The following is a 25,501-nucleotide window of genomic DNA, read 5'->3' on the forward strand; positions in this document are numbered from 1 at the left end:
CTTCGGTGGCAAAGGGCTATCATGCCCGGTCGACCCGTCAATCCCCCTTCCTTGCAGGCCCCTTGAAAACAGGCTAATCCGCCCGCCAAACTGCCCCAGAGGACATGATCCATGACAGCGCCCAAGAAAGTTGTGCTCGCCTATTCCGGCGGCCTCGACACCTCGATCATCCTGAAATGGCTGCAAACGGAATACGGCTGCGAAGTGGTGACCTTCACCGCGGACCTGGGCCAGGGCGAAGAGCTGGAGCCCGCGCGCGAAAAGGCGCTGATGCTGGGGATCAAGCCCGAGAACATCTACATCGAGGACGTGCGCGAGGAATTCGTGCGGGATTTCGTCTTTCCGATGTTCCGCGCCAACGCCGTCTACGAGGGGCTCTACCTGCTGGGCACCTCCATCGCCCGCCCGCTGATCTCCAAGCGGCTGGTCGAGATCGCCGAGGAAACCGGCGCCGACGCCGTGGCCCACGGCGCCACCGGCAAGGGCAATGACCAGGTGCGCTTCGAACTCAGCGCGGCTGCGCTGAACCCCGACATCAAGGTGATCGCGCCCTGGCGCGAATGGAACCTGAACTCGCGCACCGCGCTGCTGGACTTCGCCGAAAAGAACCAGATCCCGATCGCCAAGGACAAGCGTGGCGAGGCACCCTTTTCTGTCGATGCGAACCTGCTGCACACCTCTTCCGAGGGCCGCGTGCTGGAAGATCCCGCCGAAGAGGCGCCCGAGTACGTCCACCTGCGCACCGTGAACCCCGAGGACGCCCCCGACACGCCCGAAGTGATCGAGATCACCTTTGACAAGGGCGATGCCGTGGCAATCAACGGCGAGGCCATGTCGCCGGCGACGATCCTGACCGCGCTGAACGACTATGGCCGCACCCACGGCATCGGGCGGCTCGATTTTGTCGAGAACCGTTTTGTCGGCATGAAGTCCCGCGGCATCTACGAAACCCCCGGCGGCACCATCCTGCTGGAGGCGCACCGCGGCATCGAACAGATCACGCTGGACAGCGGCGCGGGCCACCTCAAGGACAGCCTGATGCCGCGCTACGCGGAACTGATCTACAACGGCTTCTGGTATTCGCCCGAACGCGAGATGCTGCAGGCGGCCATCGACACCTCGCAGGAACTGGTCTCGGGCACCGTCAAACTGAAACTCTACAAGGGTTCGGTCCGCTGCATCGGCCGCTGGTCGGAACAGTCGCTCTACTCCGAGGCGCATGTGACCTTCGAAGATGACGCCGGCGCCTACGACCAGAAAGACGCTGCGGGCTTCATCACCCTCAACGCCCTGCGCCTGCGCCTGCTGGCGGCACGCAAGCGGCGTCTTGGCTGAGCTATCCGAGTTCGTCTCGTCCCAGGCCCCGGTCTGGGACGACGTGCTGCGCGAGATGCGCGCGGGGCGCAAGACTTCGCACTGGATCTGGTGGGTCTTTCCGCAACTGGCCATCCTGGGCCGGTCGCACCGCGCGCGGCATTTCGGCCTTTCCGGACTGGATGAGGCCGGCACCTACCTCGACCATCCGGTGCTTGGTCCCCGGCTGGTCGAGGTCTCGCAGATCCTGCTGAGCCATGCCGACACCGATCCAGAAACGATCCTTGGCACCGTCGATGCGCTCAAGGTGCGGTCCTGCATGACCCTGTTCGAGGCGGTCCCAAAGGCGCCCAGTGTCTTTGCCGAGGTTCTGGACCGCATGTATGGCGGCACCCGTTGTCCGATCACGCGCATGGCCATCGCGGGATCTGTATCCTGAAACATATGAAGACCGCCCAGATCCGGGAAACCGGGACCTGGGCGGCCGTTCACCGTGCCAATTACGCAGGCACGTGCCTGCCGCGTAACCTGCGACAGGCGCCGGGTCGGGTAGAGACGGGGTGACCCGGCCGAACTCTTTACTGGGCGGTGATCGTCGTCATCACCAGGTTCCCGTCCTGACGGATCGGGCCGTCTTCCTTGGCGCCCAGCGTGTATTCGAAGATACCGGTGGTCATGCCACCGTCTTCGCCGTGAACCATCAGCATCAACATGTCACCCGCGGCGACCTCTTCGGTCAGGATCGCGGCAACATCCATGTTCTCGCCCTTGCGCAGCGGCGCGTGGCCGACAACCGGACCCGGCTTCATGTCTTCGCCGGTGCGGTGGACAACAAGCCAGCCGTTGGCGGGCGCGACGACCTTGGAGGCGGAAACTGTGCCCTCGGCAACGCTCTGGTCGGCGGCTTCGACCATCGGCGCCATGCCGTGGCCCCCGGCAAAGGCAGTGCCTGCGGCACAAATGAGGGCGGCGGTCATAATCTTGAAATTCATACATTTTCTCCCAGTTCTGCTCAACGCCGGAAAGGTTTTTTCGGCGTGTCGTGCCCTCAATCACGAACCGTCTCTGATAAAGTTTCAGATCGGATGAATTTTTTGCCAAAAATCACGTCACGCTCACCTTCGGGTGAGGCCGAGCCACGGCGGATTGCCAGGCAGGGGGGCACCGGGGCAGGCTTTGCCAAAAGGAGGACCCGCCATGCCCCGTCTTGTATCCATCCGTCCCGCCCTGCTCTGCCTTGTTCTTGCGCTTGGCCTGGGCATCCAGTCCCAGACCGCCCGCGCGGCCGAGATCATCGTGGCCGGCGGCTGTTTCTGGTGCGTCGAGGCGGATTTCGAGAAAGTCCGCGGGGTGCGTGAGGCGGTGTCCGGCTACACAGGCGGGCGCACCGCCAATCCGACCTACAAGCAGGTCAGCCGCGGCGGCACCGGCCACTACGAGGCCGTCAGGATCAGTTTCAATCCCGGCACAGTCTCCGCCCGCCAACTTTACGATCTGTTCTTCCGCTCGGTCGATCCGACCGACGCGGGCGGCCAGTTCTGTGACCGTGGCGAAAGCTATCGCACCGCGATTTTCTACACCGATGCCGCACAGAAATCTGCCGCAACAGCGGCCAAGGCAGATGCGGAAAAAGCACTGGGCCGAAAGATCGTCACGCCGATCCTGCCCGCCAACACCTTTTACAAGGCCGAGGATTACCACCAGGACTATTACAAGGGCAGCAAACGCGTCGTGACCCGCTTTGGTATCGTCAAGCAGCGCGACGCCTACAAACGCTATCGCGACGGATGCGGACGCGACGCCCGGGTGAAACAGCTTTGGGGCAGTGCCGCACCCTTCGTGAACTGAGGCCCCGAACCTGCAAGGGCGGCGCTTTCCTTCCGCTCACATGACGCGTGACAAGGCCCGAAGCGGATCGCAGTGCAGATCCGTGCCACCGGTGTGTCGAGGCTGACAGGGGTTGGCTTTGCGCCTTAGCCGCCAAAGTCCTGCACGTCGCGCAGGTCGGGGATCACGTCCGCCGTGCCCTCGCGCGTGACCATGATAGCCCCGGCGATCATTGCCTGCCCGATGGCCTGCTCCATCGGAAGACCCCGGTCCAGCCCGGCAAGCACGTAGCCGGTAAATGTGTCCCCTGCCCCGGTCGTATCCACCGGCGTGACCGGCACGGCGGGAAAGCTTCGCGTCTCTCCGGTGTCCGTGTTGTGCCAGCGCGCGCCGTCACCCCCAAGCGTCACGATCACGTCGCGTACCGGCAGCGCCTCGGGGGCCAGGCCCGTTGCCTCTTGCAGTTGCCGGGCTTCGACCGCGTTCAGGAACAACAGGTCCAGCAGTGGCAAGACCGCCTTTACCGCATCGGCGTCAAAGGGCGCGGCCGCATAGGCCACCCGCATCCCCTTGGCAGAGGCCAGTTCCGCCGCCTCGCGTTGGGCGTTCGTCTCGTTCTGGGTCAGGAAGATGTCCGTGGACCCTGCCCCTTCCAGTGCTTCGGCCAGATGATCCATTGAAATTGCGTGGTTGGCACCGGGATACAGGATGATCGTGTTCTCTCCGGCATCGTCGACGGCAATCAACGCGTTTCCGGTTCCGTCGGATACAGTCGAAATATGCTGTGTATACACGCCGTATTCCATCAGCCGATCGACCGCCCAGGCCCCGTCCGCGCCCACTGCCCCGATATGCACACAGCGCGCCGCCGCGCGGGCGGCGGCCACCGACATGTTGGCGCCTTTTCCGCCGAGGCCCCGAGTAAAGGACCGCGCGGCCAGGGTTTCCCCCGGCGCAGGCAGATGCGGGACATGATAGAAAAGGTCCGCGTTGATAGAGCCGAGATTGAAGATCGTCATCAGGCACCTCCCTTGCCGGTCTCTTGCCGGGCAACCGCCCCCTGTCCGTCTAGCTGATCTTGGCCGCGGCCAGGACTGCCATGTTCAGGATGTCATTCGCGGTCATCGAGGTGGAACAGATCTGGATCGACTTGTCGACACCGGCCAGGATCGGCCCGATCACCGTGGCTCCTGCCATCTCCTGCATCAGCTTGACAGAGATCGAGGCCGAGTGCCGCGCCGGCACCACCAGGATATTGGCCGGTCCGGTCAGGCGCTGGAACGGGTAATGCTCCTGTGCCTTGACGTTCAGCGCCACGTCCACTGTCATCTCGCCTTCGTATTCGAAGTTCACCCCGCGCTGGTCCAGAACGCGCGGCGCAAAGTGCATCTTTTCCGCCCGTTCCGACACCGGATAGCCGAAGGTCGAGAAGCTGACAAAGGCGACCCGCGGCTCCAGCCCAAGGTGCCGTGCCACGCCCGCCGCGCGTTCGGCAATGGTGGCAAGATCCTCCTGGTCGGGCCATTCGTGCACCAGCGTATCGGCGATCATCACGATCCGCCCCTTGTGCAACAGGGCCGTGACCCCGGCCGCCCCATGTGCCGCGTCGGCGTCGAAGACGTGGTTGATCAACTGCATCACATGGGCCGATTTTCGCGTCGCTCCGGTGACAAGCCCATCGCCATGCCCATGCTCCAGCATCAGCGAGGCAAAAACGTGCCGGTCCCGCGCCGCAAGCCGGTGGATGTCCTGCCGGTCCATGCCACGCCGCTGCAACCGTTCGTAGAGGAAGGTCTTGTAGGTTTCCAGGTGGCGCGTGTTGGCGGCGTTCACTACCTCCAGCTCGCGCACCGCATCGGGCAGGCCCGCCTCTTCGAGTTTCTGTTTAACGTCCGCATCGCGCCCGACGACCAGCGCCTTGCCCAGTCCGGACCGCTGGTACATGACGGCGGCGCGCAGCACGCGCGGATCGTCGCCCTCGGCAAAGATCATCCGCGCCTGCGCCGACCGCGCCCGCGCGTTGATCGACCGCAGGATCGAGGCCGTCGGATCCATGCGCGTCTGCAACATGTGCTCGTAGGCTTCCATGTCGACGATGGGCCGCCGTGCCGCGCCCGTGTCCATGCCCGCCTTGGCCACGGCCGGCGGAATGCGGTGGATCAGGCGGGGGTCGAACGGCGTCGGAATGATGTAGTCGCGGCCAAAGGTCAGCGTCTTGCCATAGGCCAGCGCCACCTCGTCGGGTACGTCCTCGCGCGCCAGTTCGGCCAGGGCCTGCGCGCAGGCGATCTTCATCTCGTCGTTGATGGCGCGGGCGTGAATATCCAGCGCCCCACGGAAGAGATAGGGAAAGCCCAGCACGTTGTTGACCTGGTTGGGATAGTCGCTGCGCCCGGTGGCGACGATGGCATCCACCCGCACCTCATGCGCGTCCTCTGGCGTGATTTCCGGGTCGGGGTTGGCCATGGCAAAGATCACCGGGTTGTCGGCCATGCTGGCGACCATGTCCTGCGTGACGGCGCCCTTGGCGGACACGCCCAGAAAGACATCCGCGCCCTTCATCGCATCTTCCAGCGTGCGCGCATCGGTCACGACCGCATGCGCCGATTTCCACTGATTCATGCCCTCGGTGCGGCCCTGGTAGATCACGCCCTTGGTGTCGCACATGATGCAGTTTTCATGCCGCGCGCCCATCGACTTGACCAGTTCCAGGCAGGCGATGCCCGCCGCGCCGGCGCCGTTCAGGACAATCCGGCAATCCTCGATCTTTTTCCCCGACAGGTGCAGCGCGTTGATCAGACCCGCGGCACAGATCACCGCCGTGCCGTGCTGGTCGTCGTGAAAGACCGGGATGTCCATCTCTTCCTTGAGCCGCTGCTCGATGATGAAACACTCGGGCGCCTTGATATCCTCGAGGTTGATGCCGCCAAAGGTCGGCCCCATCAGCTTGACCGCCTTGCAGAACTCGTCCGGGTCCTCGGTGTCCAGCTCGATGTCGATCGAGTTCACGTCGGCAAAACGCTTGAACAACACCGACTTGCCTTCCATCACCGGCTTGGATCCCAGCGCGCCGAGGTTTCCAAGACCAAGCACCGCCGTCCCGTTCGAGATCACGGCCACAAGGTTGCCCTTGTTGGTATAGTCGTAGGCGACCTCGGGGTTGGCGGCGATTTCCTCGCAGGGCACGGCCACGCCAGGGGAATAGGCCAGGCTCAGGTCGCGCTGCGTGGTCATGGGGACGGTGGCCTGCACCTCCCATTTGCCGGGCGAGGGTTCAAGGTGAAAGGCAAGGGCCTCTTCGCGGGTGAATCTGGCTTTGGACATGTCCCCTCCATCCGGCAGAATTTGCGGTTTTCCCCGCTCTTTACCCGTCTTAATGTCACGCGAAATCGCCGGGGGGAAGCTAAGTGAGCGCTAACAACGCGGGAAAGAGTACACCACGGGATACTGCTGTCACACCGATGATGGCGCAGTACCTCGAGATCAAGTCAAACCATCCCGATGCGCTGTTGTTCTACCGCATGGGGGATTTCTACGAACTGTTCTTCGACGACGCGGTTGCGGCCAGCGCCGCGCTGGATATCGCCCTGACCAAACGCGGCAAACACGCGGGTGAGGATATCCCGATGTGCGGTGTGCCGGTGCATTCCGCCGAAAGCTACCTGCTGACCCTGATCCGCAAGGGATTCCGCGTCGCCGTGGGCGAACAGATGGAAACCCCGGAAGAGGCGAAAAAGCGCGGCTCGAAATCCGTGGTCAAGCGCGACGTGGTGCGGCTGGTCACGCCGGGCACGCTGATCGAGGATTCGCTGCTGGAGGCGCGGCGGCACAACTTCCTGGCTGCCCTGGGCCACGTCCGCGGCGACTGGGCCCTGGCCTGGGCGGATATCTCGACCGGGGCGTTTCACGTGATGCCCCTGGGCAGGGCGCGGATTGGCGCCGAACTTGCGCGGCTGGCGCCCTCGGAACTGCTGTGTTCCGACACGACAGAGGACACCCTGCGCGAGGTGCTGGGTGACCTCGGGATCGACCCCACGGTGCTGGGCGCGGCCAGCTTTGAATCCGGCGCTGCCGAAGGGCGGCTGTGCAAGCTGTTCAAGGTGCAGACCCTGACCGGCTTTGGCAGTTTCGACAGGGCGGAACTGTCGGCGATGGGCGCGCTGGTCGACTACCTCGACATCACCCAGAAGGGCCGCCTGCCGCTGCTGCGCCCGCCACGGCAGGAACAGGTCAGCCGCATCCTTCAGATCGACGCCGCCACGCGGCGCAATCTCGAACTGACCGAGAGCCTGCAAGGCGGGCGCAAGGGATCGCTCCTGTCGGTGATCGACATGACCGTGACCTCGGCCGGGGCACGGCTGCTGGAACGGCGCGTCGCCTCTCCCTCACGCGATCTCGACGTGATCCGAGAACGGCTGGAGGCAGTGCGCTGGGGCGTGGAGGGACCGATGGCCGACACGCTGCGCGGCGCCTTGAAAGAGGTGCCCGACATCGACCGCGCACTGTCGCGGTTGGGACTGGACCGGGGCGGCCCGCGCGACCTGGCAGCCGTGCGCACAGCGCTGGCCCAGGCCGGGCAGATCGCGGACCGGCTGTCGGGAATCGAACTGCCGGACCTCGTGGGGCGGTCCTGCGCCGCCCTGTCGGGGCAGGATGCGCTGCTGGACAGGCTGGACGAGGCACTGGTGGCGGAACCGGGCCTGCGGGTCAGTGACGGCGGCTTTGTGGCGCCGGGGTTCGACGCCGCGTTGGACGAGGCACGCAAGCTGCGTGACGAGGGCAGGGGCGTCATCGCCCGGATGCAGGGGGAATACGCGCAGGAAACCGGTGTCGGCTCGCTCAAGATCAAGCACAACAACGTGCTGGGGTACTTCATCGAGACGACCGCGGTGCACGCGGACAAGATGTTCGCCCTGTCAGAGCGTTTCATCCACCGCCAGACGACGGCAAACCAGGTGCGGTTCACCACCGTCGAACTGTCGGAACTCGAACGCCGGATCCTGAACGCCGGCACCGAGGCGCTGGAAATCGAGCGCCGCATCTACGAGGAGTTGCGGGCAGAGATCATGGAGCAGGCGCCCACGCTGTCCGACCTGGCACTGGGCCTGGCCGAGATCGACCTGGCGCTGGCCCTGGCGGAACTGGCCCGGCAACGGGACTGGTGCCTGCCAAAGGTCGATGACAGCCGGGCCTTTGCGGTTCAGGGTGGGCGGCACCCGGTGGTCGAGGCCGCCTTGGCCGTGACCGGCGAACCCTTCATCGCCAATGACTGCAATCTGAGCGCAGAGGGGCAGGGGGCCGCCGTCACCCTGCTGACCGGGCCGAACATGGCCGGTAAGTCGACATACCTGCGGCAGAACGCGCTGATCGCCCTCCTGGCGCAGATCGGGTCCTACGTTCCGGCACAATCGGCGCATGTCGGTCTGGTCAGCCAGATCTTCAGCCGCGTCGGCGCCAGCGACGATCTGGCGCGCGGGCGATCGACCTTCATGGTGGAAATGGTCGAAACGGCCACCATCCTGAACCAGGCTGACGAGTGCGCCCTGGTGATCCTTGATGAGATCGGCCGCGGCACAGCCACCTACGACGGCTTGTCCATCGCCTGGGCAACGCTGGAACACCTGCAGGCGGTCAACCGCGTCCGCGGGCTCTTTGCCACGCATTATCATGAGCTTACCGCCCTGGCGGGCAAGCTGGACGGGGTCCGCAATGCCACGGTGGCGGTCAAGGAATGGGATGGCGAGGTGATATTCCTGCACGAGGTGCACGAGGGCGCCGCCGACCGTTCCTACGGCGTGCAGGTCGCACAACTGGCCGGCTTGCCTGCGGCGGTCATCTCCCGCGCGCGCGACGTTCTGGAGGCGCTGGAAAAGGGCGAGCGGGAACGCACTTCCCCCAAGGCGCTGATCGACGATCTTCCGTTGTTCTCTGCCGCCGCCCGCGCACCGGAACCGCCGGTTTCACGGGAAACATCCCCGGTCGAGGAACAATTGCGCGACATGATGCTGGACGACATGAGCCCGCGTCAGGCAATGAACGCGCTCTATGAGCTCAAGGCGCTGCTGGGCAAGGAATGACACCTTTCCCGCGCGCCCTGTTTCTTCTCTCCGAAAATACCTCCGGGGGGTCTGGGGGGCTGGCCCCCCAGCCTGTGCCACCTGCAAGGCATCTGATCAGGGCATAGGGCGAGGGTCACCCCGCCAATCACCTGTTTTCAGGATGCGGGCATCGAGCTGACGCCGACCTGCGCGGGACGCAACAGACGGTCGTACAGCATGAACCCCTCGGCAGAGACCTGGATGATCTCACCCGCCTTGGTGCCGGGCACCGGGGCCTCGAACATGGCCTCGTGCTGTTGCGGGTCGAACCGCTCACCAACCTCGGGGGTGATCCGGGTCACGCCGTGGCGCTCGAACACCTTGAGCAGCTCTTTCAGCGTCAGTTCCACGCCTTCGACCAACGCAACCGAGGCCTGGCTGTCATCATCCTGGGCCGCCGTCAGGGCCCGGTTGAGGTTGTCGTAGACCGGCAACAGGTCGCGCGCGATCCGGGTGCCGCCGTAGGCCTGTGCCTCGCGCCGGTCCTTGTCGGCGCGCTTGCGGGCGTTTTCCGCATCCGCCAGCGCCCGCATGAACTTGTCCTTGTAGTCGTCCCGCTCGGCGCGCAGGGCGTCAATTTCCATCGCGATATCGTCGATTTCCTCGCTCAACCCGGCCTGCTCCTCGGCTTCGGCCGCTTCGATATCGTCGAGAAAATCATCCTTCTTCGGGTCTGCCATGCCTTCCACCTCTAACTCCGGTCGGCGATCATCCGCCCGACCAGCTGCGCCGTGTAGTCCACGATCGGAACGATCCGGCCATAGTTCAACCGGGTCGGGCCGATCACGCCCACCGCGCCAATGATCTTTCGGTCCGCGTTCATATAAGGAGAGACCACCAGAGAGGAACCCGAAAGTGAGAAAAGTTTGTTCTCGGAGCCGATAAAAATGCGCACCCCTTCGCCTTCGTCGGTCAGTTCGAGGAACTCGGCGATGTCGCGCTTGCGCTCGAGGTCGTCAAACAGGCTCCGGATTCGCTCAAGTTCCTCCTGCGCGGAATCCTCTTCGAGCAGATTCGCCCGGCCGCGCACGATCAATCGTTCGCTGCTGTCGCCGCTGCCATCCCAGACCGCGATCCCGGCATCGATCAGCGCGGCGGCAAGGCTGTCGATTTCCTGACGGCGCTTGGAAATCTCGGCCTGCATCGCCTTGCGCAACTCGGTCAGGGTGCGGCCCTCGGCCAGAGCATTGGTGAAATTCGCCGCCTCCCGCATGGCGCTGGGGGTCAGCCCCGGCGGCGGCGTGAAGACACGGTTTTCGACGTGACCATCGGCAAAGACGATCACCACCAGAGCCCGGTCCTGCGCCAGGCTGACAAACTCGATATGTTTCAGCGGCGCCTCGTGCTTCGGCGTCAACACCAGCGAGGCGCCATGCGTCACACCCGACAGGGCCGAGCCCACCGCATCCAGCAGGCCCGAGACATCGCCGGCGTTGCGCCCCAGCGTGGCATCCAGCTTTTCCCGGTCCTGGTCGTCGAGGTCGCGGACCTCCAGCAGACCATCGACGAACATCCGCAGGCCCTGCTGCGTCGGGATACGCCCGGCGGATACATGCGGGCTGTCCAGCAAGCCAAGATATTCCAGGTCCTGCATCACGTTGCGGATGGTCGCGGCCGAGACCTTTTCCGACAGGGTACGGGTCAGCGTGCGCGAGCCCACCGGTTCGCCGCTGGCCAGGTATCCCTCGACCACACGCCGAAAAACCTCGCGCGAGCGGTCGTTCATCTGGGACAGGAGTTCGCGTGCCTCATTCATCTTCTTGCCCTCTACGGCGCCATTAAAGAGCCTCTGGCCAGAACGTCAATCGGGGTTGCATCCATGGGCTGCCGCTGTCTATCCCCTGCGTGACCATCAGGAAGGGATATCTATGCGACCGTCGGGACGAGATTTAAGCGAAATGCGCGCCGTTTCAATTGAAACGGGTGTGACCAAACATGCCGAGGGCTCGTGCCTGATCCGCATGGGCGACACCCATGTTCTGTGCACCGCCTCGCTGGAAGAACGTGTACCGCCCTTTATCAAGGGGTCGGGTCAGGGCTGGGTGACAGCGGAATACGGCATGCTCCCGCGCTCGACCTCGTCGCGCATGCGGCGCGAGGCACAGGCGGGCAAGCAGGGCGGCCGCACGGTGGAAATCCAGCGTTTGATCGGGCGCGCGCTGCGCGCCGGTGTCGACCGCAACGCGCTGGGTGAACGGCAGATCACCGTGGACTGCGACGTGATCCAGGCCGATGGCGGCACGCGCTGCGCCTCGATCACCGGCGGCTGGGTCGCGCTGCGGCTGGCGGTCAACAAGCTGATGAAGGCGGGCGACGTGATCACCGATCCGCTGGTTTCCGAGGTCGCCGCCGTCAGTTGCGGGATCTACGCCGGGCAGCCGGTGCTTGACCTGGACTATCCCGAGGACAGCGAGGCGGGCACCGACGGAAATTTCATCCTGCGCGGCGACGGCCGCCTGATCGAGGTCCAGATGAGCGCCGAGGGATCGACCTTTTCCCGCGACGAGATGGGCCGCCTGATGGACCTGGCGGAGAAAGGTGTCTCGGAACTGGTCGCGGCACAGCGGGCTGCCGTGGCATGACCCGACGCTTCGAAGGTGACAAGCTGCTGGTGGCCACGCACAACCAGGGCAAGCTGGACGAGATCGCGCATCTCTTGGAACCCTTCGGCGTGGCCTGCGTGGGAGCCGCCGAAATGGGTCTGCCTGAACCCGAGGAGACCGGGACGACATTTGTCGAGAACGCCCGCATCAAGGCCCATGCGGCGGCCAAGGCCACCGGCCTGCCGGCGCTGGCCGATGACAGCGGGATCGAGATCGACGCGCTGGACAAGGCGCCCGGTGTCTATACCGCCGATTGGGCCGAAACCCCGCATGGGCGCAATTTCATCATGGCGATGGGAAAGGCCCATGACCGCCTGCAGGAAACGGGTATTCCAGAACCCTGGACCGCGCGGTTCTGCTGCACGCTGGTGCTGGCCTGGCCGGATGGCGAGGACATGGTCTTTCCGGGCGTGATGGAGGGCAGGGTGGTCTGGCCGATGCGCGGCTCGCAGGGCCACGGATACGACCCGATTTTTCAGCCGCAAGGGTATGACATGACCTTTGGTGAAATGGACCGCTGGGAGAAAAACAAGATCTCGCACCGGGCGGATGCCTTCCGCAAGTTCGTGGCGGGATGCTTTGACGCGTAGGGCCCCGGAAAACTGGCAGATCGGCGGGTTCGGGCTTTATGTCCACTGGCCGTTCTGCGAGGCGAAATGTCCCTATTGCGACTTCAACAGCCATGTCGTCAGGGACATCGACCAGACACGCTGGGCCAAGGCCCTGGCCGAGGAGATCCGGCGGGCAGGGACCGAAACCCCGGATCGGGTGCTCAACTCCATCTTTTTCGGCGGCGGGACGCCCTCTCTGATGGCACCGGAAACGGTGGCTGCGGTGATCGAGGCAGCGCGCGACTGCTGGACCTTTGCCAACGATATCGAGATCACGCTGGAGGCCAATCCGCGGTCCGTCGAGGCAGGGCGCTTTGAGGGGTACGCGATGGCCGGTGTGAACCGCGTGTCCCTGGGCGTACAATCCTTGCGAGCGGAGGACTTGCGGCGATTGGGGCGCCTACACGACGTCGAGGAGGCCCGTGCCGCCTTCGGCATTGCGCGGTCGGTTTTTGATCGGGTCAGTTTCGACCTGATCTATGCGCGCCAGAACCAGTCCCTGGAGGACTGGCGGGTTGAACTGTCCGAGGCGCTGGACATGGCCGTCGATCACATGTCCCTGTACCAGTTGACGGTCGAAGAAGGCACGGCCTTCTGGGATCGGGCACGGGCCGGGGGCCTGCGTGGACTGCCGGAAGAAGACCTGGCGGCGGACATGTTCGAACTGACGCAGAAACTGTGCCAGGCCGCCGGATTCGAAGCCTACGAGGTGTCGAACCATGCGCGGCCCGGGGCGCAATCCCGGCACAACCTCGTGTACTGGCACTACGGCGATTGGGTGGGTGTCGGACCCGGCGCCCACGGGCGGGTCGGCAGCGGTGCCGCGCGTCAGGCCACCGTGGCCTGGTCTGCGCCCGGCAAGTGGCTGCAACATGCAGAAGCCGGGAGCGGGTTGGAAAGCCGGAACGTGTTATCCTTGGAAGATCAGGCCGGGGAATACCTCATGATGGGGTTGCGCCTGACAGAAGGACTAGATCTTGAGAGATTGCATGCGCTGGACAGCAGAATAGCGCCGGAAACTGCCATCCGCGACCTGCAGGATCTGGGCCTTGTCGAGACGAGCGGCCCGATGCTGCGGGCAACGGGGCAGGGGCGGCTTGTACTCAATTCCGTAATCGCCGCCCTCTTGCCCTGACGCCTACCGCGAGGTGCTGAGCAACCCGCACAGCGCGTCCAGTTGTTCCAGCGTATCGTAGGAGACCGTCAAGCGCCCGCCATCATCGCCGGGCTTGTGGTCTATCCGGACCTTCATGCCAAGCGCGGCGCTGAGATCCCCCTCGAGCGCGCGCGTGTCCGCATCCTTGTCCATCTGGAATCCACCTTCGGGCGCCTTCTTGCGCGGCTTGCCTTCGGGGGTCATCTGCTTGGCCAGCTTCTCGGTTTCGCGCACCGACAGCCCTTTGGCCAGAACCGTCTTTGCCAGACCGTCCGGATCGGTTGCGGTGATCAAGGCGCGAGCGTGGCCGGCGCTGAGTTGGCCCTCGGAAACCATCTCCTGCACGCCTTCGGGCAGGTTCAGAAGACGCATCAGGTTGGCGATATGACTACGGCTCTTGCCCAGGGCCTCGGCCAGTTTTTCCTGCGTATGCCCAAACTTGAACATCAGCTGACGATAGCCCGCCGCTTCTTCGATGGCGTTCAGGTCCGCCCGCTGGATGTTCTCGATGATCGCAACTTCGAGCACCTCGGTATCGTCGAAATCCCGCACAAGGACTGGGATCTCATGGCGTTGCGCCATCTGCGACGCACGCCAGCGGCGCTCACCGGCAACGATTTCGAACTTGCCTTCCTCATGCGGGGAAGGGCGAACGATCAGCGGTTGCAGCACACCCTTGGTCCGGATCGACGCGGCGAGTTCCTCCAGTTGGGCCTGGGTAAAGCTGCGCCGGGGCTGGTCCGGATTGGGGATCAAGGATTCGATCGGGACCATGCGGTCTGCCCGTCTGGGGCTTTCCGCCTGGGGGGTTTCCTCTGCCGGACCCACGTCCGCCATCAGTGCCGAGAGGCCGCGGCCCAGGCCGCGGCGCGTGTCTTTCTTGGGTTTCTCTACCATGCCCGTCCTCTGTTGCCGCCGTTCAGGCGGCCCGTTTGTCGTTTTTCTTCAGCAATTCCTCGGCCAGGGCGCGATAGGCCTGCGCCCCCTTCGAGGACGTGTCGTAGGCCAGCACCGGCAGCGCGTAAGAAGGCGCCTCGGACACGCGCACGTTCCGGGGGATCACCGTCGAGAACACGAGATCGCCGAGGTTTGCCCGCGCATCCGCCTCGACATGCTGGGACAGGTTGTTGCGGGCGTCGTACATCGTCAGGACGATGCCTTCGATTCTCAGCGACGGATTGGCACTCTGCCGGACTTCGCGGATCGTCAACATGAGTTGCGACAGGCCTTCGAGGGCGAAGAACTCGCTTTGCAGGGGGACGAGAACCGAATGCGCGGCGACCATCGCGTTGACGGTCAACAGGTTCAGGGAAGGGGGGCAATCGACCAGGATCACGTCGAACCCGTAGTCGTCCAGGGCTGGATGGCGCAACGCATCATGCAGAAGAAAGCTGCGTTTCTCGTTGGAATAGAGTTCGATATCGGCCGAGCTGAGGTCCACGGTGGCCGGGACCAGTGAGAGATTCTCGGTCGATGTTTTCAGGATGACGTCACCCGGCGGCACGTCGCCCAAAAGCAGATCATAAGTCGTCAACTCGCGGTCATCGGGTTCGATTCCCAGCCCGGTCGAGGCGTTCCCCTGCGGATCGAGATCCACCACCAGGACCTTGTGTCCTTGCTCGCAAAGCGCGGCCCCAAGGTTGATCGTCGTCGTGGTCTTGCCCACGCCGCCTTTCTGGTTGGCGATTGCGATGATTTTGGGACCCGGGGGGCGAGTCGGATCAGACATGGACGAGGTCTCCGATTTCCAGGACAACTGCGTTGGGGTTGGTTCTACTTGTATGCGGGGTGCAAGAGAATTGCCATTGGCTGCGTGCGTCTTCGAGCTCTTTTCCCCAGCTTTCGCCCTTCATGAACAATGCCGTCCCTCCCGGGGAGAGGTGGCGGGCCGCAAATTCCATCAGTTTCGCCAAGGGGGCGAGGGCTCGGGCGGAAAGGATCGCGGCCTCTTGCGGGGTACAGGCTTCTATTCGTTGCGCGTAGACCCTGGCCGAAAGGCCCGTCTCACGGATGACACTGCGCAGAAAGGTTGCCTTGCGGGTATCCGATTCGATCAAGCTGACCTGGACATCCGGCGCGCGTTCCGCCAGAAGGATCGCAACAACCAGCCCCGGAAAACCCCCGCCACTGCCGATATCGACCCAATGGCCAAATGGCTGGCGGAGGACTGTCACCAGCTGCGCAGAATCGACGAAATGCCGGTCTACAGCCTCTGCCAAAGTGGCCCGCGCCACGAGGTTGATGCGCGGATTCCACTTGTTCAGCAATGCGAGGTAGTGAGTCAGGCGCTCCAGTGTTTCACGTGAAACATCGAGGCCAAGCGTTTCGGGCGTGATCATACAGCGTTCTTACGCAGATTCTGGCGCAGTTTGGCAAGGATCAAGGTCAAAGCCGCCGGAGTCATCCCATCTATGCGACCCGCCTGTGCGATGGTTTCGGGCCTGGTCCGGGACAGCTTCAGCTTCAATTCGTTGGACAGACCATGCAAAGAGTCGAAATCGAAATCCGATGGAATCTCGACTGCTTCGTCCTTCTTGAGGATCTCAACATCCCGCGCCTGTCTTTCCAGGTAATTCGCGTACAGCGCCTCACGCTCCAATTGGGCCACCGTCTCGTCGTCAAGAGTCCCCAGATCTTTCTCAAGTTGCACAAGTGTTTGCAGGGTGACGTCCTTGAACGACAACATCTGGAACCCACTTCTGCGTGCACCATCCTGGTTGACGTTGATCCCGATGGAACGCAACTGATTGGGGCTGAAAGTGAGCGCATCCAGCTTTTCTCGCCCAGCGGCAAGCCTTTCCATCTTGTCATCAAAGGCCTTGCGCCGATGCTCGGAAACAGTGCCAAGGCCCATCGCTTTGGGCGTAAGGCGCTGGTCCGCATTGTCCGCCCGCAGAGACAGGCGGAACTCCGCACGGCTGGTAAACATCCGGTACGGTTCGCTGACGCCCCGCGTGGTCAGATCATCCAGCATCACCCCGATATAGCTTTCCGTCCGCGAGAACTTGATGGCGTCGCGGCCCTGCGCCTGCGCCGCCGCATTCAGACCGGCCACAAGACCCTGCGCCGCCGCTTCCTCATACCCGGTTGTCCCGTTGATCTGCCCGGCCAGGTACAGACCCTCGACATCACGCAGAGCCAACGTCCCCGCCAAGGCGCGGGGATCGACATAATCGTATTCGATGGCGTAACCGGGCTGCATGATCTCGACCTGTTCGAGACCGGGAATGCTCCGGACATAAGCCTCCTGGATGTCCTGGGGCAGGGAGGTCGAAATCCCGTTGGGATAGATCGTCGGAACATCCAGACCCTCTGGTTCCAGGAAGACTTGGTGAGACGTCTTGTCGGCGAAACGCACCACCTTGTCCTCGATCGAGGGGCAATAGCGGGGCCCGACCCCCTCGATATGACCGCCATACATGGCAGACCGGGACAGGTTGTCCCGAATGATTTCATGGGTGCGTTCCGTGGTATGGGTAATCCCGCAAGAGATCTGCCGTGCCTTCGGGGCAGGGGAGAGGAACGAAAACATCACCGGGTTATCGTCCCCGGGCTGCATGTCCAACCCGCTCCAGTCGATGGTGCGCCCGTCGAGACGCGGCGGTGTTCCCGTCTTCAACCGACCAATCGGCAGATCCATGTCCTTGATCCGATCCGCAAGGCGAACAGAGGGACGATCACCCATTCGTCCGCCCGGCTTTTGAACATCGCCGATATGAATGATGCCGCGCAGGAAAGTGCCACTGGTCAGCACTGTCGAAACCGCCCGAATCTCCGACCCATCCCCCAGCGCAACGCCTTCGACACGGCCACCGGACATGAGGAAATCCACGACCTCACCCTCGATCACTTGCAGTTTCTCTGTACCTGCGATCTCGGCCTGCATCGCCTCGGCGTATAGCCGGCGATCTGCCTGGGCACGGGGGCCTTGCACCGCTGGTCCCTTGCGCCGGTTCAGCAGGCGGAACTGGATCCCTGCCGCATCGGCGATCCGCCCCATGATTCCGTCCATCGCGTCGATTTCGCGGACAAGATGGCCTTTGCCCAACCCACCAATCGCCGGGTTGCAGGACATGACCCCAAGATCTTGAAGGCGCAGTGTCACAAGCGCCGTGCGCGCGCCCATCCGGGCCGAGGCCGCAGCCGCCTCGGTTCCTGCATGTCCGCCACCGACGACGACCACGTCAAAGGCTTCATGTTTCACGTGAAACACTCCTCACTTGCCAATGCAGAAGCTGGAAAAGATCTGGTCCAGAACCTGTTCAACATCTACGTGACCCACCAGCTGTTCCAAAGCCCGCAAGGCGATACGGACTTCCTCGCTGGTCACATCGTACACGTCGATGCCATCTTCCAAAAGCACCTGCGCCTGTTCCAGATGGATCAGCCCCTCGGCCAGCGCAACCCTGTGCCGTTCGCGCGAGGCCAACCCGGCGCCTTGCACCTCTTCGATCAGCCGCGCTTCGATCGCCGACAGCAGTTCGGGAACGCCAAGACCCGTCAGCCCGGAAACACCCTGGCCCGCCCTGTCACCCTTCGCAGTAACGACGATGTCCCCCTCGGACACCGCCAACATGGGGCTGTCCCCCTCGGGCACAAGATGAACCCGCAGGTCCGCCGCGCCGGCCCGTTCCCGGGCCCGCGCCACGCCGATCTGTTCGACACTGTCATCCGAGTCGCGCAGCCCGGCCGTATCCAGAAGGGTGACAGCCAATCCGCCTATATCCATGCGCACCTCGATCACGTCCCGGGTGGTGCCGGCAACATCCGAGGTGATCGCCGCATCTCGACCGGCAAGGTAGTTCAACAGGGTCGACTTGCCCGCGTTCGGCGGACCGACAATCGCGACCTCGAATCCCAACCGCACCCGCTCTGCCGACTCAAGGCCACGCAGTTCGCGCCGGATATCATCGCTGACAGCCCGCAACAGATCCCGAACCTCGTCCGAAACATCGACAGGCACCTCTTCATCGACAAAGTCGATCGTGACTTCCAACAAGGAAACGGCACGCAGGATCTTCTGCCGCCATTCCCCCACACGCGTTCCCAAAGCCCCGGTCAGCATCCGCAAGGCCTGCCGCCGTTGCTGCTCGGTCTCGGAGTCGATCAGATCCGCCAAGGCCTCGACCTGGCTCAGGTCCAGCCTCTCATTCTCCAACGCCCGTCGGGTAAATTCCCCGGGCTCCGCCCCGCGCAGGTCAGGCATCTCTCCCAGCTCGCGCAACAGCGCCTGGACAACGGCCACGCTGCCATGCACCTGGAACTCGGCCACGCGCTCCCCGGTAAAGCTCGCCCCATCCTCGAAGATCAGGACCAATGCCTCGTCAAGGAAATCCCCGTTGCCCGACATCAACCGCCGGACAGAGGCCATGCGCGGGCGGGGCAGGGGGCCGCTCAGGCGTTCCACTGCCTCCCAGGCAAGGGGTCCGGACACGCGCACAACCGAAACGCCCGCTTTCCCGACCGCGCTTGCCAGGGCAAAGATCGTGTCCATGCCAGGATCAACTGTTCATTGAGTCGAAGAACTCGGTGTTCGTCTTGGTCTGTTTCAGCTTGGAAATCAGGAACTCGATGGCATCAGTCGTGCCCATCGGGTTCAGGATGCGACGCAGGACAAAGGTCTTCTGCAGATCGACCTTGTCCACCAGCAGGTCCTCTTTCCGGGTGCCGGACTTGAGAATATCCAGCGCCGGGAAGACCCGCTTGTCCGCCACCTTGCGGTCCAGCACGATCTCGCTGTTGCCGGTGCCCTTGAATTCCTCAAAGATCACCTCGTCCATCCGGCTGCCGGTATCCACCAGCGCCGTCGCGATGATCGTCAGCGATCCGCCTTCCTCGATGTTCCGCGCCGCACCGAAGAACCGTTTGGGTCGCTGCAGCGCATTCGCGTCCACACCGCCTGTCAGGACCTTTCCCGAAGAAGGCACCACGGTGTTGAAGGCTCTACCAAGTCTGGTGATCGAGTCCAAAAGGATCACAACATCTCGTTTGTGTTCGACCAGGCGTTTGGCCTTTTCGATCACCATCTCCGAGACTGCGACGTGCCGCGTTGCCGGTTCGTCGAAGGTCGAGGAAATCACCTCGCCTTTCACTGACCGCTGCATGTCCGTCACCTCTTCGGGACGTTCGTCGATCAGCAGGACGATCAGGTAGCACTCCGGGTGGTTCCGCTCGATGCTCGTCGCGATGTTCTGCAGCAGCACCGTCTTACCCGTCCGCGGCGGCGCCACGATCAGGCTCCGCTGGCCCTTGCCGATCGGGGCCACCAGGTCGATGATCCGGGCCGAGCGATCCTTGATGGTCGGATCCTCGATCTCCATCTTCAGGCGCTCGTCCGGGTACAGCGGCGTCAGGTTGTCAAAGGCGATCTTGTGCCGGGCCTTTTCAGGTTCCTGGAAGTTGATCTCTGACACGGAAACAAGCGCGAAATACCGCTCTTCCCCGTCCGGCGCCTTCATCTCGCCCTGGATCGAATCCCCGGTGCGCAGCGAGTATTTCCGGATCATGTCCGGCGAGACATAGATATCGTCCGGACCGGGCAGATAGTTCGCCTCGGGCGAGCGCAGAAAACCGAACCCGTCCTGCAGCACTTCCAGCACCCCGTCGCCGAAAATGGTCCATCCCTCGTCCGCGCGTTCCCGCAGGATCTGGAACATCATCTCGCCCTTCCGCATGGTCGAGGCGTTTTCGATTTCCAGTTCCTCGGCCATCGCCAGAAGATCCTTCGGGCTCTTCGCCTTCAGGTCGGACAGGTTAAGCTTTTCTTCGCTCATGGCACATAACGTGGTGCCCGGAGGCCCACACATCCTTTGTCTAACGGGAAAGTTCGCCTTCGGACGAAGGCTGACGGTGCGTATCGCATTGCCGGGGTTCCCGTCAATGAAGTTCGCGGAACACCCTTCCTTTAATAAATAGATAAAAGAAAAGGATTATGAAGTGTTAGGGGCCTTCGGATCTGTGGATTATCGAATTGTCCCCAGCCTTCCGAACAGGGAAACACCTTGGGAAAACTCGCGGGATAGTACCGTGACGGTTTCGAACATCTTGCGATAGAATTTGTGTTTTCAGTCAGTTAGGCGTCATTTTCCAAGGGTATCCTGTTCGGGATAACTCTTTTGACAAACCGGTCTCTGTTCATCTTCGCACCGGACGCGCGTTGTTCTTTCACACAGCCGGATGAGTGCTGCGCTGCATGGGAAGAGCCTGTGTTTCGCCACCAGCCTTGCATGTGCCGCGCTTTTTCCTCAGAAACATCGACAAGCCTGCGCACCGAATTTTCCCCGGTTTCATCCCCATGCCTGCCGACCTTCTTCTCGCCTCCAGCTCCGCGATCCGCGCTGACATGCTCCGCGCGGCCGGACTCGTGATCGAAACCGAATCGCCGAGGGTGGACGAGGACAGCCTCAAGGCCGCCCTGACCCTCGAAGAGGCCAGCCCGCGCGACATCGCCGACACCCTGGCAGAGGCAAAGGCCCGCAAGCTGGGGCAACGCTACCCCGAGAAACTCGTGCTTGGCTGCGACCAGGTACTGGATTTCAAGGGAACCACCCTGTCCAAGCCGCAAAGCCGCGAAGAGGCACGCGACCAGCTCTGCCGGTTGCGCGGGGAAACCCACCGCCTGCTCTCCGCCGCCGTCCTCTACCACGAGGCGCAGCCGGTCTGGCGCCACGTCGGGACCGCCCGGTTGACGATGCGCCCTTTCTCGGACAGCTACCTCGATGACTACCTCGACCGGAACTGGCCGGATGTCGGCACCTCGGTTGGCGGGTACAAGCTCGAATCCGAAGGCGTCCGCCTTTTTGCCCGGGTCGAGGGCAACCATTTCACCATTCTTGGCCTGCCGTTGCTGGAACTGCTGGCCTACCTGACGAACAGAGGAACCATCGCCGCATGAGCCTCGCACGCATCCCGCTTGCCGCCGTCATCGGGTCCCCCGTGGCCCATTCCCGCTCTCCGCGCCTCTTCGCACACTGGCTGCAGACGCACGGTCTGCCCGGACACTACGTCCCCATCGACGTGCCCGAGGACAAGCTGACGGAAACCCTGCGACTCTTGCCGCAACTCGGGTTTGTTGGCCTCAACGTCACCGTGCCCTACAAGGAAAAGGTGATGCAGATCGCCGACAGCGTCTCCGACCGCGCCCGGCTGATCGGGGCCGCGAACACGCTGATCTTCCGCGAGGACGGGCGTATCCACGCCGACAATACCGACGGCTACGGCTTCATGCAGAACCTGCAGCAGAACGCGCCGGACTGGGACCCGGCCTCAGGGCCTGCGACGGTCTTCGGGGCAGGGGGCGCGGCCCGGGCGGTGATCGCATCCCTGCTGGACGTGGGCGTGCCGGAAATCCGACTGACCAACCGCACCCGACCGCGGGCGGAACAGCTGTGCGAGGATTTCGGCGACAAGGTGCAGGTCTTTGACTGGGTGCAGGCCGGCAATATCGTCGAGGGCTGCGCGACAGTGGTGAACACGACGTCGCTGGGCATGACGGGTAAACCCCGGTTCCGCGTGCCGCTGGACGCCCTCACCCCGGACATGCTGGTGACGGACCTCGTCTATTCACCCTTGGAAACCCGCCTGCTGGGAGAGGCCCGGGCCCAAGGTTGCACCGTTGTCGACGGGCTGGGGATGCTCCTGCACCAGGCGGTGCCCGGTTTCGAACGCTGGTTCGGCGCCCGCCCCGAGGTCGACGAGGCCACCCGGCAGATCGTTCTGGCATGAGATTCAAGCTTGGCCTGACCGGGTCTATCGGCATGGGCAAATCGACCACGGCGCAGATGTTCGCCGAGGCGGGCTGCGCCGTCTGGGATGCGGATGCCGCCGTTCACCGCCTGTACGGGCCGGGGGGTGCCTCGGTTGCGCCCATCGGGGAGATATATCCTCAAGCCGTTGAAAACGATCAGGTGTCCCGCGATGCCTTGCGCGGGATCATCGCCGATGACAGCAGCGCGCTGAAACGGATAGAACAGATCGTGCACCCGCTGGTTCAACAGGATCGAGAGGCCTTCATCGCCGCCAACCCGCAGGCCATCGGGGTCTTCGACATCCCGCTCCTTTTCGAAACCGGGGGCGATGCCGCGATGGATGCCACCGCCTGCGTGAATGTTTCCCGTGAAACGCAAGAGGCCCGCGTGCTGGATCGAGGCACCATGAGCGCCGATGACTTGGCCCGCATCCTCGCCCGCCAGATGCCCAACGCGGAAAAATGCGCCCGCGCCACCTATGTCATCGAAACCGACACGCTTGAGCACGCCCGCGCCCAGGTGCAGGATGTGCTGAAGGACATCGAACAAAGGTTGCAACATGCGTGAGATCGTTCTCGATACGGAAACCACCGGGTTCGAGCCGGAACAGGGCGACCGCATCGTCGAAATCGGGGCGCTGGAACTGTACAACCACGTTCCAACCGGCCGCACCTATCACCAGTACATCAACCCCGAGCGGGGCATGCCGGACGAGGCCTTTGGCGTGCACGGCATCGGGCCGGACCTGCTCGAACCGCCGCGCCCGGCCAAACCCGGTGAAATCACGCTGCGGGACAAGCCGGTATTCGCCAAGATCGTGGACGAGTTCCGCGCCTTCATCGGCGAGGATGCCAAGCTGGTCATTCACAATGCCAGCTTCGACGTGAAATTCCTCAACGCCGAGCTGCGCTGGGCTAACCGCCCGCCTCTGGCCAAGGATTGCGCCATCGACACGCTGGACATGGCGCGGCGCCGCTTTCCCGGGTCACCGGCCTCGCTGGACGCGCTCTGCCGCCGTTTCAACATCGACAACTCCTCGCGGACCTTGCACGGCGCACTTCTCGACTCCGAAATCCTGGCCGAGGTCTACCTTGAACTGATCGGTGGAAAGCAGCCGGACTTCGGCCTGTCGTCGCATGGATCCAGCGGCGGCGGCGTCGATGCCGAACCGCTCTGGCGTCCGCGCCCGCGCAGCACACCGCTGCCCAGCCGCCTGACGGAAAAGGAAAAGGCGGCTCACGCCGCCTTTGTCGAAAATCTCGGGGACGAGGCGCTCTGGCTCAAGACCTGAGCGCCGGGTTTCCTCAGGCCGGGGCCTGCGTGTCCTGCTGGGCCGCCTGGCGACGGGCGATCTCGTTGCGGTACAGCGCGAGAAAGTCGATCGTTTCCAGGTTCAGCGGCGGGAAGCCACCGTCGCGCGACACGTCCGAAACGATCCGGCGCACGAAGGGGAAGAGCATCCGCGGGCATTCGATCAGCAGGAAGGGGTGCAGCTGGTCCTCGGGTACGTTCTCGATCGAGAAGACGCCGGCATAGTCCAGCTCCAGCAGGAACAGCATGTCGCCGGTCGACTTGGCCTTGGACTCGACCTTCAGCTTCATGACGACTTCGTACTGGTTCTCGGCGGTGCGCTTCTTGGCGTCCAGGTTCACTTGCACCTGCACATCGGGCTGCACCTCGCCGCTGACACCTTTCTGCGAAAGAATGTTCTCGAAGGACAGGTCGCGAATGAATTGGGCCAGAATGCTCATCTTGGGCGGCTGAGGTGCCTGCCCGTTGCCGTTGGTTTCTGCCATGTCGGGTCTCCCGTGAAAATCTCAGCGCGAGGCATAGCAGCGCCCGCGCAAAGCCTCAATGCCTCGTCCAGCCCGAACCCGGGTGATTGGGCGCCTTGTCCTTGGGAACTTCGGTGTACTCGCCTTCGATCACGTCACCTTGGCCGGAGCGGGGCCCCGGTCGGGGCCCGGCCCGCGGGTCCCGATGGACCGGCCCGCGCGGATCCGGTCCCATCTGGAACTGCGTCACATGCACCCGCCGCCGCAGCCAGGCAAAGACCGCCGCGCGCACCGGCGGCGCAAGCAGGGCGAACCCGACCGCATCGGTGAAGAACCCGGGCGTCAGCAGCAACACGCCTGATACCAGGATCATCGCGCCATGCGCCAGCGGCTCTCCGGGATCGTTCAATTCGGAAAAGCTGCGGCGCAGGTTCTCCATCGCCAGCCGCCCCTGTGCCTTGACCATCCAGGTCCCGATGATTGCCGTCAGGACGACCACGGCCAGCGTCGGCCACAGGCCGATCAGACCGCCAACCTGGATGAACAGGGCGATTTCGATCAGCGGGACCATGAGAAAGGCCAGGAACAGCCACATGCGAAGATCCTCCATATCAGGGCGGGGCAGGTAGACTAACCCCAACGCCTCACCTACATAAGGATGCAAGCAAGATCTTTAAACGCTGCCTGCAAAGAGGTGCCGATGAACTCTCCCATCCTCCAGCTTCTGGTCCTGGCCGGAATTGCCATCTTTCTCGTTCTGCGCTTGCGGAGCGTGTTGGGCACCCGGGAGGGGTTCGAAAAACCGCCGGCTCCGGCGTCCAGCGACGATCGCCGCCGGTCGGCGCGCGACTTCGAGGTGATCGAAGGCGGCCCGGACCATGACATCATCGACCACGTCGCCGAGGACAGCGACGCCGCCAAGGCGCTCGCCGCGATGAAACGGATCGAGCCGCATTTCTCGGTGTCCGAGTTCCTCTCGGGCGCGCGGGGGGCCTATGAAATGATCCTCATGGGTTTTGAACGCGGCAATATCGAAGAGCTGCGGCCATTTCTCGCGGATGACGTCTATCAGACCTTCGCCGAGGTCGTGGAACAGCGCGAACAGCAGGGGCTGACCATCGAGGCCGAATTCATCGGCGTCCGTGAACTCACCCTGGCCGATGCCACCTTCGACGAAGGTTCGCGCCTGGCCGAGATCTCGGTCCGCTACGTCGGCGAGCTGACCTCGGTCGTGAAGAACGCCGAAGGCGAGGTGGTCGAAGGATCGCCCACCGCCGTCAAGCGTCAGAAAGACGTCTGGACCTATGCCCGCAACATGGGCAGCGATGATCCCAACTGGCAGCTTGTCGCCACGGACGAATGACGCGCCT

25 protein-coding genes are annotated in these 25,501 nt (G+C 63.5%); 12 read left to right on the plus strand and 13 right to left on the minus strand.

The window, feature by feature from the left end:
- The first annotated feature begins 111 nt into the window (after positions 1–111).
- Both RBB42_RS02515 and RBB42_RS02520 read left to right on the plus strand, forming a co-directional pair.
- Positions 112–1,335 (plus strand): argininosuccinate synthase, encoded by a 1,224-nt coding sequence (locus RBB42_RS02515; protein ID WP_305970020.1) that lies wholly within the window; start codon positions 112–114, stop codon positions 1,333–1,335.
- Positions 1,328–1,753 carry a DUF1810 domain-containing protein gene (locus RBB42_RS02520; protein WP_305970021.1) on the plus strand — a complete coding sequence of 142 codons (426 nt, stop codon included), beginning with the start codon at positions 1,328–1,330 and terminating at the stop codon, positions 1,751–1,753. The genes RBB42_RS02515 and RBB42_RS02520 overlap by 8 nt, the downstream gene beginning before the upstream one ends.
- A gap of 139 nt (positions 1,754–1,892) precedes the next feature.
- Here the strand turns inward: RBB42_RS02520 and RBB42_RS02525 are convergent, their stop codons facing one another.
- Positions 1,893–2,306, minus strand: coding sequence for a DUF7282 domain-containing protein (locus tag RBB42_RS02525; RefSeq protein ID WP_305970022.1), 414 nt, complete (start codon positions 2,304–2,306; stop codon positions 1,893–1,895).
- A gap of 205 nt (positions 2,307–2,511) precedes the next feature.
- On the opposite strand from RBB42_RS02525, the gene msrA reads away from it, so the two are divergent.
- Entirely contained in the window at positions 2,512–3,162 is a 651-nt protein-coding gene (gene msrA, locus RBB42_RS02530; protein ID WP_305970023.1) for a peptide-methionine (S)-S-oxide reductase MsrA, read from the plus strand.
- Between the two features lie 125 nt (positions 3,163–3,287).
- Here the strand turns inward: msrA and RBB42_RS02535 are convergent, their stop codons facing one another.
- Together RBB42_RS02535 and RBB42_RS02540 are read right to left on the minus strand one after the other, a co-directional pair.
- The gene (locus RBB42_RS02535; protein ID WP_305970024.1) at positions 3,288–4,160 is read right to left on the minus strand and encodes a ribokinase; all 873 of its coding nucleotides are present in this window, start codon (positions 4,158–4,160) and stop codon (positions 3,288–3,290) included.
- 49 nt (positions 4,161–4,209) lie between these two features.
- Complete coding sequence (locus RBB42_RS02540; protein ID WP_305970025.1) at positions 4,210–6,465, minus strand: NADP-dependent malic enzyme; 2,256 nt, start codon at positions 6,463–6,465, stop codon at positions 4,210–4,212.
- A gap of 137 nt (positions 6,466–6,602) precedes the next feature.
- On the opposite strand from RBB42_RS02540, the gene mutS reads away from it, so the two are divergent.
- Complete coding sequence (gene mutS / locus RBB42_RS02545) at positions 6,603–9,218, plus strand: DNA mismatch repair protein MutS (RefSeq protein WP_305970075.1); 2,616 nt, start codon at positions 6,603–6,605, stop codon at positions 9,216–9,218.
- A gap of 137 nt (positions 9,219–9,355) precedes the next feature.
- Here mutS and RBB42_RS02550 read toward each other — a convergent pair whose 3' ends face one another.
- The gene (locus RBB42_RS02550; protein ID WP_305970026.1) at positions 9,356–9,919 is read right to left on the minus strand and encodes a nucleotide exchange factor GrpE; all 564 of its coding nucleotides are present in this window, start codon (positions 9,917–9,919) and stop codon (positions 9,356–9,358) included.
- A gap of 11 nt (positions 9,920–9,930) precedes the next feature.
- A complete protein-coding gene (hrcA, locus tag RBB42_RS02555; RefSeq protein WP_305970027.1) occupies positions 9,931–10,995 on the minus strand; it encodes a heat-inducible transcriptional repressor HrcA in 1,065 nt (354 codons plus the stop codon).
- Between the two features lie 112 nt (positions 10,996–11,107).
- Between hrcA and rph the strand changes: the two genes are divergently transcribed.
- From rph to hemW, 3 genes are read left to right on the plus strand one after another with little or no spacing between them, the layout of a single operon-like run.
- Entirely contained in the window at positions 11,108–11,821 is a 714-nt protein-coding gene (rph, locus tag RBB42_RS02560) for a ribonuclease PH (RefSeq protein WP_305970028.1), read from the plus strand.
- Entirely contained in the window at positions 11,818–12,432 is a 615-nt protein-coding gene (rdgB, locus tag RBB42_RS02565) for an RdgB/HAM1 family non-canonical purine NTP pyrophosphatase (RefSeq protein ID WP_305970029.1), read from the plus strand. The genes rph and rdgB overlap by 4 nt, the downstream gene beginning before the upstream one ends.
- Positions 12,392–13,588: a radical SAM family heme chaperone HemW gene (gene hemW, locus RBB42_RS02570; protein WP_305970030.1), complete on the plus strand. Its 1,197-nt coding sequence runs from the start codon at positions 12,392–12,394 to the stop codon at positions 13,586–13,588. Before rdgB ends, hemW begins: the two co-directional genes overlap by 41 nt.
- Positions 13,589–13,591: 3 nt before the next feature.
- Here hemW and RBB42_RS02575 read toward each other — a convergent pair whose 3' ends face one another.
- From RBB42_RS02575 to rho, 6 genes are read right to left on the minus strand one after another with little or no spacing between them, the layout of a single operon-like run.
- Positions 13,592–14,506, minus strand: coding sequence for a ParB/RepB/Spo0J family partition protein (locus RBB42_RS02575; protein ID WP_305970031.1), 915 nt, complete (start codon positions 14,504–14,506; stop codon positions 13,592–13,594).
- Between the two features lie 22 nt (positions 14,507–14,528).
- The gene (locus RBB42_RS02580) at positions 14,529–15,338 is read right to left on the minus strand and encodes a ParA family protein (protein WP_305970032.1); all 810 of its coding nucleotides are present in this window, start codon (positions 15,336–15,338) and stop codon (positions 14,529–14,531) included.
- Complete coding sequence (gene rsmG, locus RBB42_RS02585) at positions 15,331–15,948, minus strand: 16S rRNA (guanine(527)-N(7))-methyltransferase RsmG (protein WP_305970033.1); 618 nt, start codon at positions 15,946–15,948, stop codon at positions 15,331–15,333. The genes RBB42_RS02580 and rsmG overlap by 8 nt, the downstream gene beginning before the upstream one ends.
- Entirely contained in the window at positions 15,945–17,822 is a 1,878-nt protein-coding gene (gene mnmG, locus RBB42_RS02590) for a tRNA uridine-5-carboxymethylaminomethyl(34) synthesis enzyme MnmG (RefSeq protein ID WP_305970034.1), read from the minus strand. The genes rsmG and mnmG overlap by 4 nt, the downstream gene beginning before the upstream one ends.
- Positions 17,823–17,825: 3 nt before the next feature.
- Complete coding sequence (gene mnmE, locus RBB42_RS02595) at positions 17,826–19,103, minus strand: tRNA uridine-5-carboxymethylaminomethyl(34) synthesis GTPase MnmE (RefSeq protein WP_305970035.1); 1,278 nt, start codon at positions 19,101–19,103, stop codon at positions 17,826–17,828.
- A gap of 7 nt (positions 19,104–19,110) precedes the next feature.
- Positions 19,111–20,382 (minus strand): transcription termination factor Rho, encoded by a 1,272-nt coding sequence (gene rho / locus RBB42_RS02600; protein ID WP_305970036.1) that lies wholly within the window; start codon positions 20,380–20,382, stop codon positions 19,111–19,113.
- Between the two features lie 521 nt (positions 20,383–20,903).
- Here rho and RBB42_RS02605 point away from each other — a divergent pair.
- From RBB42_RS02605 to dnaQ, 4 genes are read left to right on the plus strand one after another with little or no spacing between them, the layout of a single operon-like run.
- Complete coding sequence (locus tag RBB42_RS02605) at positions 20,904–21,503, plus strand: Maf family protein (RefSeq protein ID WP_305970037.1); 600 nt, start codon at positions 20,904–20,906, stop codon at positions 21,501–21,503.
- Positions 21,500–22,333 (plus strand): shikimate dehydrogenase, encoded by an 834-nt coding sequence (locus tag RBB42_RS02610; RefSeq protein WP_306043594.1) that lies wholly within the window; start codon positions 21,500–21,502, stop codon positions 22,331–22,333. The genes RBB42_RS02605 and RBB42_RS02610 overlap by 4 nt, the downstream gene beginning before the upstream one ends.
- Positions 22,330–22,923 carry a dephospho-CoA kinase gene (gene coaE / locus RBB42_RS02615; protein WP_306043595.1) on the plus strand — a complete coding sequence of 198 codons (594 nt, stop codon included), beginning with the start codon at positions 22,330–22,332 and terminating at the stop codon, positions 22,921–22,923. The genes RBB42_RS02610 and coaE overlap by 4 nt, the downstream gene beginning before the upstream one ends.
- Positions 22,916–23,647 carry a DNA polymerase III subunit epsilon gene (dnaQ, locus tag RBB42_RS02620; protein ID WP_306043596.1) on the plus strand — a complete coding sequence of 244 codons (732 nt, stop codon included), beginning with the start codon at positions 22,916–22,918 and terminating at the stop codon, positions 23,645–23,647. The genes coaE and dnaQ overlap by 8 nt, the downstream gene beginning before the upstream one ends.
- A 13-nt stretch (positions 23,648–23,660) precedes the next feature.
- Here the strand turns inward: dnaQ and secB are convergent, their stop codons facing one another.
- Together secB and RBB42_RS02630 are read right to left on the minus strand one after the other, a co-directional pair.
- Positions 23,661–24,152 (minus strand): protein-export chaperone SecB, encoded by a 492-nt coding sequence (gene secB / locus RBB42_RS02625; protein WP_305970041.1) that lies wholly within the window; start codon positions 24,150–24,152, stop codon positions 23,661–23,663.
- Positions 24,153–24,207: 55 nt separating this feature from the next.
- Positions 24,208–24,726 carry an FxsA family protein gene (locus tag RBB42_RS02630; RefSeq protein ID WP_305970076.1) on the minus strand — a complete coding sequence of 173 codons (519 nt, stop codon included), beginning with the start codon at positions 24,724–24,726 and terminating at the stop codon, positions 24,208–24,210.
- 105 nt (positions 24,727–24,831) lie between these two features.
- On the opposite strand from RBB42_RS02630, the gene RBB42_RS02635 reads away from it, so the two are divergent.
- Entirely contained in the window at positions 24,832–25,494 is a 663-nt protein-coding gene (locus RBB42_RS02635) for a Tim44/TimA family putative adaptor protein (RefSeq protein WP_305970042.1), read from the plus strand.
- The last annotated feature ends 7 nt before the right edge of the window (positions 25,495–25,501 follow it).

Origin of the sequence: Mameliella sp. MMSF_3455, assembly GCF_030733205.1 — a bacterium.
Classification (GTDB): Bacteria; Pseudomonadota; Alphaproteobacteria; order Rhodobacterales; family Rhodobacteraceae; genus Antarctobacter.